The sequence below is a fragment of the Streptomyces sp. NPDC050842 genome, from assembly GCF_044456565.1.
Lineage (GTDB): Bacteria > Actinomycetota > Actinomycetes > Streptomycetales > Streptomycetaceae > Streptomyces.
The window spans coordinates 1-13,004 of record NZ_JBITGA010000015.1 but is presented as its reverse complement, the minus strand read 5'-3'; the positions used below and the strand labels follow the sequence as shown (position 1 = coordinate 13,004).

Below are 13,004 nucleotides of genomic sequence, written 5' to 3'. Positions count from 1 at the left end.
CAACGTACAGGGGCCGTGCACCCCCGTGACGAGGGAAGGAAGTGTGCCACGGGGAAGATGAGCGCGGCTCCGCGGGCGGATCGTACGTGAGCTAACCTGCCCGCATGCGCGGACAGTTCACCGGCTGGCCGGAGCAGGCCATGGACGTGTTGTGGCAGCTCCAAGGCGAACCGACTCACGCGATCCGCGAGCTCTATCGCGCGGACCGCGAACGCCTGGTCCGGCAGCCGATGATCGCCCTGCTCAACGAGGTCGCGGACACCGACCCGCGATACGAGGACTTCTCCGTCTGGCACTACCGCACCGACTCCTGGTGGTGGCAGCACCAGAGCGCGGTGATCCGGCTCGGCCGCAAGATCGAGATCGGTCTCCGGTTCGGCCTGGACGGCCTGCGGATCCAGGGCGCCTGGTGGTACCCCGATCCCGGCCAGGTGGACATGTTCCGCAAAGCCGTGGCCTCCGAGGGGAGCGGCCGCGAACTGTCCGCCATCGTCGAGGACGTGAGGGAGAAGGGCTATGACATCTCGGGGGACGTGATGAAACGCCCTCTACGCGGCTACCCGACAAACCACTCCCGTACGAACCTGCTGCGCCACCGTTCGCTGATCGCCGCCCGTCCCCTCGGCTGCGAGGAGTGGCTGCACACCCCCGAGGCAGTCGACCGGGTCCTCTCGGCCGCCGCCGACCTGGACGCCCTGCTGATGTGGCTGGTCCGCCATGTGAAGCCTGCCCCTGACGTCGGGTGCCGCGCGGCACGGGAGGAACCACGCTCGGGTCGCCAACCCCGACGGGGAGGCACCGCGAGCCGAGACAACCGCAGATCAAGCAGCGTGAGGCACCGTGAGAAGCGCAGTTCAGCGGGGCGCGCCGTCGCCGCCGGTCGGCGGCGCCGGCGATTACCGACATGGAGCTGCGACTCCGTGCGGAACGCGCGCCGGCTTCCTCGCACGGACGACTGGCTCGACCGCTTCATCCGCGCCGGCATCGGACTCTTCCTCGAAAACGGCGACCGGACCGTCACACTGTCCCGCACCTCGCGCCCGACAGTCTGCTCCTGGAGATGCTCACCGGTCCCCTGGCCGGATGCAGGACCCGAGCGCCGCGTCAGGACAGTGCCCGGGGCGACCTGCATTCGCGGCCCGCCCGGGAGGGCTGTGCCTTGCTGTGCCCCGGAGACCAAGATGCGAAAGATGTGGGATGGAGCCTATCCACGCTGCTCCTGGGCATGATCATCTAGGGCCCGTCGTTTGGATCTTCGATAGTTGGTCAAGGCCGCTGACCGGAGAGTCGATCGCGGTGTCGATTGTGGGGTAGGCGTCGGCGGGGAGGACTTCCGCACGCGCTCACTGGAGCAGTTCGAAGTGGGGGTGGTACGGAGAAGACGGGCAGACATGGAGCTGCAGGTTGTTGCCTCCGGTGATGTCGATCAAGGTGAAGTTGCCGTCCCGGGCGCCCAGGGGCGGCGGGCCCGGGGTCGGTCGGTCCTCGTCGGCGATCCAGGTCGCACTGCCGCCGTCCCATTCCGATGAGGCGATGGTGAGGAGCGGGACCGCCTCGGTGCCGCAATCCGGGCAGGCGCGGTCGACGGGATCGGTGGGGCTCCAGCGGGTCCAACCGCCGGTCTTCCAGCCGGGGGCGGTGCAGAGGTTGTTCAGGTAGAGCTCGCCCGGATCGTACGCGTACGAGTTGTACTGCTCGGGGTCGATCGTCTCCCAGCCGCTCCTGTCGTCCAGCTGGTCCCGAACCTCGTTGTCCAGCTCCAGGGGGTTGGGAAACTCGGTGACCTGCTCCGGTGAGAACAGGCACGGCTCCGGGAGGTACCAGCCGTCCTGGACGATCGGCGGCTCGGGCGGTGCGTCGAGGACGTCGGTGACGGTGGCGGAGGACCGCCAGAAGAGGGCGGTCTTCGGGTGTGCCATCTCGTGGTCGAAGGGGCACCACAGGACTTGGAGCAGGTCCGCGTCGGACGGGCAGGGGAAGGGGATGTCGCGGGCGTACAACTGGGCGACGGGCACGAGAGGGATCGGGCCGTCGAACCATGGGCGGCCCGCCCTGATCAGATCCAAGGTCTCCTGTTCCTCGGGGGTCCGCTCGGGTGCTTCGGGATCGAGGTGAAGGCGCTCGGCCGCTGCGGCGAGGATGCGGCGCTGGAGCCGGATGTCGTCCGGGGAGTTAGTCCTGAGCGCCGCATGCCTGTCGTGCGGTTCTTCGCAGTACGGCCACGGCTCGTCGGCGGGCCACAGGAGCGGCCCTCCGACGGAGCTGTCCTGCACGGTCGGCGCCCCCGGCCGCGGGTGCAGCCGGGTCGCCGTCCGCGCCAGCGGGGCCAGTTGAGGGAAGAGCGCGGTGACGTCGAACGGCCGCGGCTGGGTGGTGAATATGGCGCTCATAGCGGTGATGCTGCCAGCCACCGCTGACAATGGGTGTACCGATCCCCGTCAGCTGACACCAGACAGGTTGCCTGAGTCAGCAGGCAGACCAAAGGAAGATCCCAGCAACACGGAGTCCGGCCAGGTAGATGGTCGCGGTCTTCTCGTAGCGCGTGGCGATGCCGCGCCACTGCTTCAGGCGGTTGATGCACCGTTCGACGGTGTTGCGCTGCTTGTAACGTTGATCTGCCGGCACGGGGATCACCGCACGGATGCCTCGCTTACTCAAGTGATCGCGGATCGCGCGAGAGGAGTACGCCTTGTCCGCCATGACCACGTCCGGCCTGGTCCGGGGCCGTCCGCGGCGACGCGGTACACGCAGGCCGGCCATGACGTCCATGAAGGCGGGTGCGTCGCCCGGGCTCCAGCGGCGTGCTGATGAGCGCGCACAATTGTGGAGTCCACCGAGACGACCCAGTCAAGCTCCTTGTCGGCGTCGGCCTGGGCCATCAGCGCCGTGAACACCCGCTCCCAGGTGCCATCGAAGGCCCACATCCGCAGTCGGTTGTAGACGCCTCGCCAGTTCCCGTACTTCTCCGGCAGATGGACCCGTTGTGTTCCCGTCCGAAACTTAAAGGCGATCGCGTCGATCACCTCACGGTGGTCCCGCCAACGGCCACCCCTCTTCGGCGTCCGGTCCGGAAGTAGCGGCTCGATCCGAGCCCATTGGGCATCAGTCAGCGACACGCTCAGATCAACGTCCCACTGATCCAAACGAAACTGCCTAGGTGGGCGCCAGCGCAGAGAGAAGCTCGCAGGCTGGGCGGCGTCGAGGTTGACGCGGTTCGCCCCGGCATCCTGACCGCGTCTCTGCATCCCGCCTTGCCGGATCCTCGCCGCGTACGGCGGTATCTTCGTCGCTGGCTCCATCACCTGGGGCATGGTCGCCGACGGCTACCGCCCCGACCGCTTTGACGTCATCGGTGCGCTGGTCTGCCTCACCGGGATGGCGGTCATCAGGCCGCCCTGCGTGGCCACTGACCGGCCGCGCCTGGTCAGTCCAGAGCCTGGGCGGCGTACAGCGCGCCGAGGGCGGCGGCGAGGACGCCGAGCAGTAGCCGGAGCGCGGTCTCGGGCAGGTGGGGCTGGAGGCGGGCTCCGAGGTAGCCGCCGACGAGCCCGCCCAGGCCGCAGGCCAGGCCCAGCCACCAGTCGGGCGCGACGGGCCCGGGGCTCATCAGGGCCAGCACGGCATAGGCGGCGGCCCCGGCGACGGAAGTGGTGAAGGTCGCGGCGAGGGTGGCCGGTGCGATGCGGGTCATCGGCATGCCGCGCGCGGCGAGGACGGGCCCGAGCAGGGAACCGCCACCGATGCCGTAGATCCCGCCGATCACCCCGACGGTGAGGGCGACGGCGGCGAGCACGCGCGCCGACGGCTCGGCCGCGTCCGGCCGCCGCCGGGCGGGGCGCAGGGTGCGCAGGCACAGCCACGCGCCGAGCGGGAGCAGGAAGGCGGCGACCAGGACGCGGAAGACGCCGGGGCCGGGGAGAGCGAAGACGCGGATGGCCGCGCCGGCGATGACGCCGGGCAGCGTCCAGGCGACGAGGCGCCGGGCCAAGCCGCCGCGCAGAGCGCCGTCGCGGCGGTAGCGCCAGAGTGCGCCGGGCCCGGCCACGACATTGAACAGCAGGTTCGTCGGGGTGGCCGCGGGGCTCGGCACTCCGAGGACGCTGAGCTGGACCGGCAGGAGGAAGACCGCCCCGGACACCCCGACCGGAGCGGTCACCGTCGAGATGAGCAGGGCGGCCGCGAACCCTGCCCAGATCGTCCACTCCACCGCTGCCCCCGCTGCTCCTTGATCGCCCCGTCAGTATCGACGTGGCCGGTGGCGGGATCGAGAAGTGGCAACGAGATGTTCACGAGCAGCAGGTGCAGCCCGGCTTGCAGCCGCACGCGTCCGTGCCGGACGTGGTGCTCCCGGCGGGCGCCGGAGTGGGCGCGTGGGCGGTGGGTGCGCAGCACCCCTTGCCCTGCCAGGCGTCGCGGCCTTCCTTCACCGCGATGGCGGCGATGACCAGGGCGGCGATCGGGTCGGCCCAGGACCAGCCCTGGGTGGCGTTGAGGACCAGCCCCACCAGCAGGACGGCGGAAAGGTAGGTACACAGGAGGGTCTGCTTGGAGTCTGCGACGACCGAGGCGGAGCCGAGTTCGCGGCCCGCGCGGCGCTGGGCGGCGGAGAGGAACGGCATGATCGCCAGGGACAGGGCGGCGATGACGATGCCGGGGACGGAGCGGACGGCCTCGCCGGTGCCGGCCAGGGCCCGGACGGCGTCGATGCCCACGTACGCGGCCAGTGCGAAGAAGGAGACAGCGATGATCCGCAGGGTCGTCTTCTCCCGGGCATCACGCACGGCGTGGTCGCGGGCAGAGAACTGCCAGGCGACCGCTGCGGCGGAGGACACCTCGATGACGGAGTCCAGGCCGAAGCCGATCAGCGCCGTGGAGGAGGCCATCGTGCCCGCGGTGATCGCGACGACGGCCTCGATGGGACCGGATTCTCGCCGAAGCCCGCCACAGCGCCGACCCCATCTCCGCCTCATCCGCCGCTTCGCCATCGCCGACTCCACCGCCATGCGCTACGTCCAAGCCGCCCACCCCGAAAAGACCGGCCGCCTACACCCCTGACAACCGGTGATCACCCAGAGCCAGGCCAGGCCAGGTGCGGTGGGAGGTCCCCGAGCGCGTGTCGGTCTCGTCTCGGCGTACTCAGGAATGTGCTCAAGGAAGTACGAGCGAACGGGCTCTGTCGCTGATCTTGTGACGCAGCCTGGCTGGTGGAGAGGGAGCGCCGTGCGGTTTGGTGGGGTCAGTAGCGGTGGCCGGGCCAGTGCGGGTCCTCCCAGCGGTCGGGGCCGGTGACGCCGAGGAGGCGTATCCGGTGGAGGAGGTCCGTCGGTGCGCCATGGGCACGGAGGCGGGCAGGCGCGTGGCGGACAAGCCAGGAAGCCAGCTCGACGCGCATCTCTTCCTCGTCTTCCCAAGCGCTCCAGGGAAGTCGGTCACCGAGCAGGTCGTACTCCCATTGGTCTGCCGCTTCGGCCAGGTGTCCGTCTGCAACAGGGTCACTCGCCGCTTCCCAGGTGTCGAGCCACGGGGTGAGCGTGCCCGAGGCCTCGGCACTCAGGACAAGGAGGTCATGCGCTGGCACGGAGGGATCCGGATCGGTCAGCGTGTACGCCCACCAGGCCTGTAGGAACTCCTCCACTGCGGCGGACTGCTCGCCAGGCCACTCCTGCCAGTTGCCAAGAGCGAACGCAAGCCCGACGCTCTCCATGCCGAAGAGGGGTTCGATGAGGCCGCTGACGAGAGCCGAGGCGAACTGAGGCAGAATCCGGCGCAGCACGGACGCCTTGTCCGTCCAGTCGGTGGCCTGCCACGTGCGCTGCAGGAGGTCGAAGTCCAGCTCCTCGTCCGCCACCTTGAGCCGCGCGAGGTCTTCCGCGCTACCCCAGTGGCACTCGCAGTTGGACTCGTCGGGGTGAGCGGTCATCCCGCGGAAGGTGACGGCCAGGCCGTCCAGCGCGGCATCGAGACGAAGGCGCGCGGGGGGTGGATCGAGGTTCATCACAGGCGTTCGCCTTTGGGGACTCCGGCAGCTTTCGCCAGCCGAAGATCACTAATTTACCTGGTCAGGGTTCCCGCTGCCATCAGAATGACCACCTCCCGCCCCGCAGTGCTAGCGATCGCCCAGAGAAGCTTCCTTCGCCCAGGAGCTCGTCCTCGATGCGGTCGGCGTCCAGGTGCTGGCCCTGCCCGTACAGCAGCCGCATCTGCCACTCCGTCTCCATCTCCCCGGCAGTCAGACCGAGGGCGACCAGACCGCGCCCCATCCACAGGCCCGGGGCGGGAGGCCGGCCTGCTCCTGGCCGTCCTCCATCGACACGCCGACCGGACGACGACGGTCCCCGAAGGCCCGCGCACGTAGTACCGCCAGCAGTCCGCGCATGCCTACGCACCACTCCCCCGCACGACGGCAGATGACGCCGCTTCCAGGTCCCGTCACCGACTCCCTTCACCCCAGGCAGAGACCCATCGCCCCGGCAGATGCCGGGGGCGTCGTGCTTCCTGGAGGACCGACGTGCCGGCCTACGAGGCCACGCCCCGCTTCACGACGTCGACGCGGCACCGTACAGACCAAGGGTGCGATGAACGAACAGGGGAACGGCCAGGCGCTGGCCCCGCCCTCGGATGGCGAGCACCCCGCCGGCGTCTCGCTGACAGAGCTTGCCTTCGGTCAGGGGAAGGGCTGAAAACCGCCGCGTCATACGAAGTTCTTGTGGGGAGATACGAGCGGTCGTCAACCAAGAGTAACCAGGAGGTTGCATGGGGTGGAAGTCGTCGTTCGATGAGGCACTGAGACAGCTTGCGTCTGTTCGGGAGCATCTGGACGTCCTCACCGACCCGACCGTCGGGCTCGCCGCGCTGCACGGCGAGATCACGCAGAGCCGCTTCAAGCTCCAGGAAGCTGTCATGACGGGCGTCACCGGACTGCGCGAGGAGAACCGGGAAGTACGCCGCCGTCAAGACCGGATGATCAACGACCTCCACGAGACCCGCAGCGAACTCCGCGAGCTACTCGACCTCGCGGGCACCCTGCGCACCCTCACCACTTCCCCGGACCGCAATCCGGAGCAGGCCGACGATCTGAAACCGGAGGAAGAGCCGGAGCGCCCCGCCCAGCCAGACGACCCCTGGCCGCTGGCCCGACGCGGATCCGGGCCGGATACCGCTGCCACCGAATCACACCAGCACGCCGAGACCGAAGCGCAGAGGGGGACCGTGGAACACACCGCACAGCAGCCGCAGACCGTACTCGCGGGCGACGACCAGGACCTCGCCCTCAAGAACGCGATCGAGGCCGCCTATCACGGTGGCGACGCCCTCGCGGTCTCCTCCCCCACCGTGCCGCACGCACCCGGAATCCAGTCCGAGAACACCGAGGTCAGGCACGGAGTCCTGCTGCTCCTGGCCGCCGGCGTCGCCTCCGTCGAAGTCGTCGCGCACCGCGACACCTGGGAATGGCTCTCCGGCCTGGCCACCGACCATGGCCACTTCCACACCCCGCCCGCCGTCGAGGACATCAAGGACGGCCGCGTCCAGACCGTCTTGTCCGGACGCTCCCTCATCGCCCTGCTGATCGAGCTGTGGAACACCCGCTCCACCGCCGCTCCCCTGGGAGCCGACTGGGCGCTGGCCACGACCTCCTACCACCGGATCGCCGACGAACTCGCAGACGTAACCGGCCAGGGCGAAACCATCCGCATCGTTCTCGACGACGGCCTCCCTCACGCCACCGACGACTGACAGACCCCGTACGGAGAAGGCCGACCGGCCGAGGGCGGCCTCCTTCGTACGGCGATACAGCGCCGCGCCTGTAGGACCGGTGGACCGCCGACCTCGACACCTCGGGCCGCGCCGCCAGGCCCCTCCAGGCCATCCCTGCACCCTGCCTACCGAGGGAGGCCGTGCCGGATGGGTGGCGGATCGTTTCTGTAGTTTCCGACAGGACTCTCACGATCCCTCAGACTGCCGTTGGCTGATGGCGATTTGCGCAAGCTGCTCCGCGGCGCCCCACCCCTCGATCGGGTGACGTTTCGCGGGCGTGCCTTGTTGGGTGTGGCCGACGAGGTCGTGTATCGAAAACGCTGTTCGCGGTGCTCATCGGTGGCTGCGGGCAGCACTGGATGCGCGAGCCGCGGGGATACGTGCCACCTCTTCAATCACAGAGTTGAACGCGTTCAATAGGTCTGGCAAGGTGTCTCTCCACGGCCCACTCCTATCGGTTGGCCGATGCGGGCTGAGGGGGAGGTCCTGATGGCGGGCGGAAGCAGGCTGCGCACGTGGGGGGGGCGGCCCTCGGTGGCTTGATGGTGGTTTTGGCCGCTCTGACGGCGTGCGCCGGCCCCTATCAGCACTACGAGGGAACAGGGCTCCACGACGCCACGGCGGCCGAAGTCGCTGGGAGCTGGGAAAACGTCGAGGGGACCCGCGTGGTGCTTCGTAAAGACGGATCGGCTCTTCTCGAAAAGCTCGACGGGCAAGACTTCGACTTCGAGGACGGCTGGCGCCTCTCCGGCACGGGAACCTGGCAACTGACCGACGACGAAGGCGGACAGGTCGTCCGGCTCTCGCTGGCAGCCCGGACCCGAGTGGAGAGCCGTTCCCCCGCGACGGCCACCGACACCTCGACTCCTGAACCCCCATCGACATACGCGTGGTCCTTCTATGTGGACCGCGATCAGCACGACGAGTTGAAGCTGTTCTTCTTCTACGGCGATTCCGACCGCGGGAACACCTACGTGATGACGCGCGAGACAGGCTCATAGCCACTTGTTGATCGCTGCGACCAGCACAGTCGCCTCGTAGCGAACCGCCAGCTTGTCATAGCGCGTGGCGACAGCGCGGTTCCTCTTGAGGCGGTTGATCCCGCACTCGACCGCATGACGCTCGCGGTAGTCGACCAGGTCGAAGTGCGGCGGCCGGCCGCCGCGAGAGCCGAGCTTCTGGCGGTTGCGGGCCTGATCGGCCTTGTCCGGGATGGTGCAGCGGACTCCGCGGCGGCGCAGATAGGCCCGGTTGTTGCGGGAGGCGTACGCCTTGTCAGCCCGCACGCGATCGGGCCGGACGCGTGGCCGGCCCGGCCCGATGCGGGGCACGCGAATCTTCTCCAGCACGGGCTCGAACTGCGGCGAGTCCCCGCGCTGCCCGGCCGTCACCACGATCGACATGGGCTTTTGGCCCTGCTCGACGGCCAGGTGCAGCTTGGTGGTGAACCCGCCGCGCGAGCGCCCCAGCCCGTGATCACCAGGCTCGGCAAACACGCCGCCCGGCGGTTCCTTCTGCAAGTCGCCCCGCTTGCGGGCCCCGGCCGCATGCTGATGGGCACGGCACACAGTGGAGTCGACGCTCAGGTCCCACGTGATCGCGCCCTTCCCGTCGGCCAGGGATTGAAGACGGGTAAAGATCCGATGCCAGGTGCCATCCCGCTGCCATCTGCGGAACAGGTCATAGACCCGGCCCCACGGCCCATACTCGGCAGGCACGTCCCGCCACGGCACACCGGTCCGGACCCGGAACCGTATGCCGTCGATCAGCCGCCGGCGAGGCCAGACCGGCGGCCGCCCTGCCCTGGCACCCTTCGGCACCAATGGCTCCAGCACCGCCCATTGCTCGTCCGTGAGATCTCCCCGCCCCATGCCCTCAGATCATTCACGGCCCAAGATCCACTTTCGATACACGGCCTAGCTCACGTGCGAACGACGCCCAGGTTCATCGGCAGAGGCCGTGGGAAGCGTGTCTCAGTGGTTGCGCGTGAAGGTGTCGAGGTCACAGCTGTCGGGGTCGCCGACGTATCCGTAAAGGTGTGGATTCTCTCGACTGCCGCTGACGTAAAGACCGTCTCCGTAGTACCCACCGTTGACAGCGCTGTCCCAGTAGCCGCTGATCTTGTGGAAGGTGAAGGAGACAGGCCAGTCGGAGTCGTCGGTGGGAGTTAGCTTCCAGGTTCCGCTTCCGGTTCTGCTCTGCGGGTCACCGGTGGCTTCTTCGAGACTTGCGGGCCACCCGAGTGTGGTGAACGTCCCGTCGTTGCTGAGAGTCACGCGTCCGACAGCGCTTTGATAGGTGCCGACCAGGTCCTGCGTGCTGATTCCCTCCGGCCGCTGGCCCGCCCCCGGGCATGGGGAGTAGCGGCCGCAGCCGGTCGCACTCGCCGATGCCGCCAGGATCAGCGTGCATGCCAGACCGAACAGTCTTCGGTTCATATCCCGCCCCCACCCGAGAGACTCAACTCGTTGCAGTCTCCCAGTGAGCCACTCGGGCCTCGCGTGTCAGCGGCCAGTTTGGCATTCCCCGTTGCCGGCCAGATAGCGGGGAGCTATCCGGCCGCCAACGGTTACCGAGTGTGAAGGGGCTGCCTACGAGACCCGAGTGAGATCCATGGTCCAGTTGGTGCGCCAGGTGGTTCCGCCGTCGTATGAGAACGCCTGCTCCCACCGTGGGGCCTCCAGATCAAGGGTGGTCCACTGGAATCGGACCTTGACCTCGTGCCCTCCCAGGTAGTCCTCGCAGGTGAACTGGCCGACGCCGTTGATAAAAGAGCCCTCGACATACGGGTCCAGGTGCCCAGGCCGGCCGCTGGAAGCCCACCAGATCCGCCACACCTTGGCCTCCGGATCGAACTGCCGCAGCGTGAACCCCTCGAAGCCATCGGTCCAGATCCGGTCGACATGCCCCAGACCACCGAGGATCGGCTCTGCAGCAGCCGTCGCATCGAACTCGATCCACTCCTCGCAGGTCGGATCGGTGACGTCGACCAACTTGCGGTTGCGTACCTGCCAGCGGCCGAAGATGAAGTCGAAGTCGGATCGCCCGTCGGCGGGCACGGCGGAACTCACAGCGATAACTCCTGAGACGTAGCACTGCCTTCGCGGTTCGGGCAGTGGCGGAGGCCGAGAATGCTACGGTCTGCCATCTACCGCATGGGCTACATCTTGATCAAGAAATCGTCACGGAACGTAATGCTCTAGCTGCATACGTGGGGAACCTGAAGTGGCCGCCCGCCCTCTCGCGGGGTCTAGCTGGTCGAGGGCCGGTAAGCCCGGCGGGGGTCCGTTCTCGTGATCAGGCCGCGGCCGCTCTGCGCTTGGCGGTGGTGCTGGCGAGGCGGAAGGAATGGGTGCCGGTCTCGATGATGTGGGCCTCGAAGGTGAGCCGGTCGAGGCTGGCCTGGCAGAGCCGTTTGTCGGTGAAAGTCTGGTCCCACTCGGTGAACGGCCTGTTCGAGGCGATCACGATCCCGTGCCGTTCCTCGCGTTCGGTGAAGATCTGGAACAGCAGCTCGGCGCCGTGCCGGTCGAGCTTGACGTAGCCGAGCTCGTCCAGGCAGAACAGGTCCACCCGGCCGTACTTCGTGATCGTGCGGCCCAGCGGCTGTCACTGGCGGCCTCGGCCAGCTCATTCACCAGGTTCGCTGCGGTCGTGTAGCGGACGCGCCCGCTCAGGAGGACGTCGATCAGGGCCCGGGTGCCTTCCGCCCGGCCTCTGGCCTCGCGGGCGGCCGCCCAGAACGCGTCGTGGACCGGGGTGAACAGACCGCGCCCTGGAGAACTCCACCGGCCTGGCCGCGGCCCGCGAATCCGGGCTAGGTCCGCAGGTCTCCAGGTAGTGGTCGAGCAGATCCCGGAAGCCGTAGCGGCCGGCCGGCCTCGGGTGACGGACGACGAGGTCGTGCCGCTCGAAGACCCACACCTCGTCCGCCCGCAGCGAGACGCGGACGTTCTGGCCGAGGAACCGGGCCGGCACCGAGTACTTGTTCTGGCGGACCGTGATCCGCGAGGTCTTGTCGACCTTCGGCGTGAGCGTCAGCCCGACGTCGAACTCCTCGACCGGCAACGGCGCCAGGAGCGGGGCCTCGTAGTCGAAGTCGAAGCCCACCGACGTGGGCCGGTTGTCGATGTGCCGGGCATCCTCATCCACTTCGATCTGCTCGATCCGCAAGTTCAGATCGGCCAGCGTGTCGACGTCGGGGACCGGGACCAGGTGCTCTCTGGTGAAGTGCTCCTGGTCGGCGCGCTCCAGGGCGTCGTCGATCTCTCCGGTCATCTGGTTGAGCTCCCCTCGGAGGGCTGGGGGCGGGGGTGTCCGGGCCCAGGGCTGGTGAGCGGGGTCAGGTCGCGCGCCTTGCCTGGGCCGTGGGGCCTCTGGTGCCGGTGAGACGCGCGCTGTGGTGGGTGCTTGGGGAGAGGTTGATAGTGGGCGGGTGCGTGGGAGGTTGTGGCCTCTGCCGACGTTCGGGGCGGGCCGGTGCCATGGTGGCCGTGGGGTTACTCGCCTTCGTCCATGACGGCGTCGTGGCCGTCGCCCTTGATGTGGCGGGCGGGGGCGGCCTTGTTCACCGTCGGCAGCCGCGATGGCGCGAAGCGTCTGACCGGACGCCCGGACTCGATCGGATGCTCGGGTGCGCTCGCCACGGCGGGAGCCGGTAGCGGTGTGACAGGCTCCGCTTGCGAGGTAGGGGTGGCGGGTCCGCTGAACGCGGCCGGTGCCTGCGGCTGTGGTGCCGGGGCGGGGGCCGGCGCTGCGGTCGGTGTGCCGTGTGTGGGGTGCTTTGCCGCCCAGCCGCTCAGAATCCGCTGGTACGCCTCCAGACGCGGTGAGCGCGGCTCACTCCTGCCGTTCTCCCAGTTCTTGATCGTCTGCGTCGTGGTCTTCAGCGCGGCCGCGAGTCGGGCCCGGGTGATACCGGCGGCCTCACGCAGACGGGCACGCTCTGCCGGGGACGGAAATTGCGGCACCTCCGCCAGCAACTCGTCAGCGGCGGCGAGCAGTTCTTCCTCACTAACTGATCGTTTCAGAATGAGGTTCGCAGGCGGCGGAGGCATACGAGGCTGCAGGCCAGTTCGAGCAGGCCCTGGTGGAGATCGGCGCGTCGCTCGTATCGGAAATACGGAGCCGTTTGAACTGGTGCAGCCAGGCGGCTGGGTCGGCCGCGCGGTGAGGTGCCCGCTGTGAGCGAGTCCTGTTCCGCGCGGCCTCCCGCCGAACCGGACATGACGGTTTCCCAGTCATCCGGC

General features: G+C 68.6%; 13 protein-coding genes and 4 pseudogenes. 4 read left to right on the top strand and 13 right to left on the bottom strand.

The features are described from left to right. Positions 1-104 precede the first annotated feature (104 nt). Positions 105-1,229: a DUF2461 family protein gene (locus ACIBG6_RS36210; RefSeq protein WP_399226998.1), complete on the top strand. Its 1,125-nt coding sequence runs from the start codon at positions 105-107 to the stop codon at positions 1,227-1,229. Between the two features lie 114 nt (positions 1,230-1,343). Here ACIBG6_RS36210 and ACIBG6_RS36205 read toward each other — a convergent pair whose 3' ends face one another. Together ACIBG6_RS36205 and ACIBG6_RS36200 are read right to left on the bottom strand one after the other, a co-directional pair. Then, positions 1,344-2,390, bottom strand: coding sequence for a hypothetical protein (locus ACIBG6_RS36205; RefSeq protein ID WP_399226997.1), 1,047 nt, complete (start codon positions 2,388-2,390; stop codon positions 1,344-1,346). 76 nt (positions 2,391-2,466) lie between these two features. Continuing rightward, a pseudogene (locus tag ACIBG6_RS36200) lies at positions 2,467-3,122 on the bottom strand (IS5 family transposase). A gap of 133 nt (positions 3,123-3,255) precedes the next feature. Here ACIBG6_RS36200 and ACIBG6_RS36195 point away from each other — a divergent pair. Next, a pseudogene (locus ACIBG6_RS36195) lies at positions 3,256-3,410 on the top strand (hypothetical protein); the annotation flags it as partial. A gap of 14 nt (positions 3,411-3,424) precedes the next feature. Here ACIBG6_RS36195 and ACIBG6_RS36190 read toward each other — a convergent pair. The 4 genes and pseudogenes from ACIBG6_RS36190 to ACIBG6_RS36175 form a co-directional block, all read right to left on the bottom strand. Further along, a complete protein-coding gene (locus tag ACIBG6_RS36190; protein ID WP_399226996.1) occupies positions 3,425-4,207 on the bottom strand; it encodes a sulfite exporter TauE/SafE family protein in 783 nt (260 codons plus the stop codon). A gap of 79 nt (positions 4,208-4,286) precedes the next feature. Beyond that, positions 4,287-4,916, bottom strand: a pseudogene (locus ACIBG6_RS36185) (cation transporter); the annotation flags it as partial. 320 nt (positions 4,917-5,236) lie between these two features. Beyond that, on the bottom strand, positions 5,237-5,995 hold the full coding sequence (locus ACIBG6_RS36180) for a hypothetical protein (protein WP_399227117.1): 759 nt from the start codon (positions 5,993-5,995) through the stop codon (positions 5,237-5,239). 234 nt (positions 5,996-6,229) lie between these two features. Further along, complete coding sequence (locus ACIBG6_RS36175; RefSeq protein WP_399226995.1) at positions 6,230-6,376, bottom strand: hypothetical protein; 147 nt, start codon at positions 6,374-6,376, stop codon at positions 6,230-6,232. Between the two features lie 377 nt (positions 6,377-6,753). Between ACIBG6_RS36175 and ACIBG6_RS36170 the strand changes: the two genes are divergently transcribed. Further along, complete coding sequence (locus tag ACIBG6_RS36170) at positions 6,754-7,734, top strand: hypothetical protein (RefSeq protein WP_399226994.1); 981 nt, start codon at positions 6,754-6,756, stop codon at positions 7,732-7,734. A gap of 563 nt (positions 7,735-8,297) precedes the next feature. Then, complete coding sequence (locus ACIBG6_RS36165) at positions 8,298-8,756, top strand: hypothetical protein (RefSeq protein ID WP_399226992.1); 459 nt, start codon at positions 8,298-8,300, stop codon at positions 8,754-8,756. Here the strand turns inward: ACIBG6_RS36165 and ACIBG6_RS36160 are convergent. The 7 genes and pseudogenes from ACIBG6_RS36160 to ACIBG6_RS36130 form a co-directional block, all read right to left on the bottom strand. Further along, positions 8,751-9,626, bottom strand: a complete 876-nt coding sequence (locus ACIBG6_RS36160; RefSeq protein ID WP_399226991.1) for an IS5 family transposase — start codon at positions 9,624-9,626, stop codon at positions 8,751-8,753. The genes ACIBG6_RS36165 and ACIBG6_RS36160 overlap by 6 nt on opposite strands. A 102-nt stretch (positions 9,627-9,728) precedes the next feature. Next, complete coding sequence (locus ACIBG6_RS36155) at positions 9,729-10,031, bottom strand: hypothetical protein (RefSeq protein WP_399226990.1); 303 nt, start codon at positions 10,029-10,031, stop codon at positions 9,729-9,731. 315 nt (positions 10,032-10,346) lie between these two features. Beyond that, positions 10,347-10,826, bottom strand: coding sequence for a hypothetical protein (locus ACIBG6_RS36150; RefSeq protein WP_399226989.1), 480 nt, complete (start codon positions 10,824-10,826; stop codon positions 10,347-10,349). Between the two features lie 226 nt (positions 10,827-11,052). Then, positions 11,053-11,328 (bottom strand): ATP-binding protein, encoded by a 276-nt coding sequence (locus tag ACIBG6_RS36145; RefSeq protein ID WP_399226988.1) that lies wholly within the window; start codon positions 11,326-11,328, stop codon positions 11,053-11,055. Between the two features lie 57 nt (positions 11,329-11,385). Next, positions 11,386-12,033, bottom strand: coding sequence for a Mu transposase domain-containing protein (locus ACIBG6_RS36140; RefSeq protein ID WP_399226987.1), 648 nt, complete (start codon positions 12,031-12,033; stop codon positions 11,386-11,388). Between the two features lie 221 nt (positions 12,034-12,254). After that, on the bottom strand, positions 12,255-12,812 hold the full coding sequence (locus ACIBG6_RS36135; RefSeq protein WP_399226986.1) for a multiprotein-bridging factor 1 family protein: 558 nt from the start codon (positions 12,810-12,812) through the stop codon (positions 12,255-12,257). Then, a pseudogene (locus ACIBG6_RS36130) lies at positions 12,782-12,906 on the bottom strand (IS5/IS1182 family transposase); the annotation flags it as partial. The gene ACIBG6_RS36135 and the pseudogene ACIBG6_RS36130, both read right to left, overlap by 31 nt. Positions 12,907-13,004 lie beyond the last annotated feature (98 nt).

Coding starts and splice junctions, on each gene's coding strand:
- ACIBG6_RS36210 (WP_399226998.1), top strand. CDS start 105: ATGCGCGGACAGTTCACCGGCTGGCCGGAGCAGGCCATGGACGTGTTG.
- ACIBG6_RS36205 (WP_399226997.1), bottom strand. CDS start 2,390: ATGAGCGCCATATTCACCACCCAGCCGCGGCCGTTCGACGTCACCGCG.
- ACIBG6_RS36165 (WP_399226992.1), top strand. CDS start 8,298: ATGGTGGTTTTGGCCGCTCTGACGGCGTGCGCCGGCCCCTATCAGCAC.
- ACIBG6_RS36175 (WP_399226995.1), bottom strand. CDS start 6,376: ATGCGCGGACTGCTGGCGGTACTACGTGCGCGGGCCTTCGGGGACCGT.
- ACIBG6_RS36135 (WP_399226986.1), bottom strand. CDS start 12,812: ATGCCTCCGCCGCCTGCGAACCTCATTCTGAAACGATCAGTTAGTGAG.
- ACIBG6_RS36170 (WP_399226994.1), top strand. CDS start 6,754: ATGGGGTGGAAGTCGTCGTTCGATGAGGCACTGAGACAGCTTGCGTCT.
- ACIBG6_RS36180 (WP_399227117.1), bottom strand. CDS start 5,995: ATGAACCTCGATCCACCCCCCGCGCGCCTTCGTCTCGATGCCGCGCTG.
- ACIBG6_RS36160 (WP_399226991.1), bottom strand. CDS start 9,626: ATGGGGCGGGGAGATCTCACGGACGAGCAATGGGCGGTGCTGGAGCCA.
- ACIBG6_RS36140 (WP_399226987.1), bottom strand. CDS start 12,033: ATGACCGGAGAGATCGACGACGCCCTGGAGCGCGCCGACCAGGAGCAC.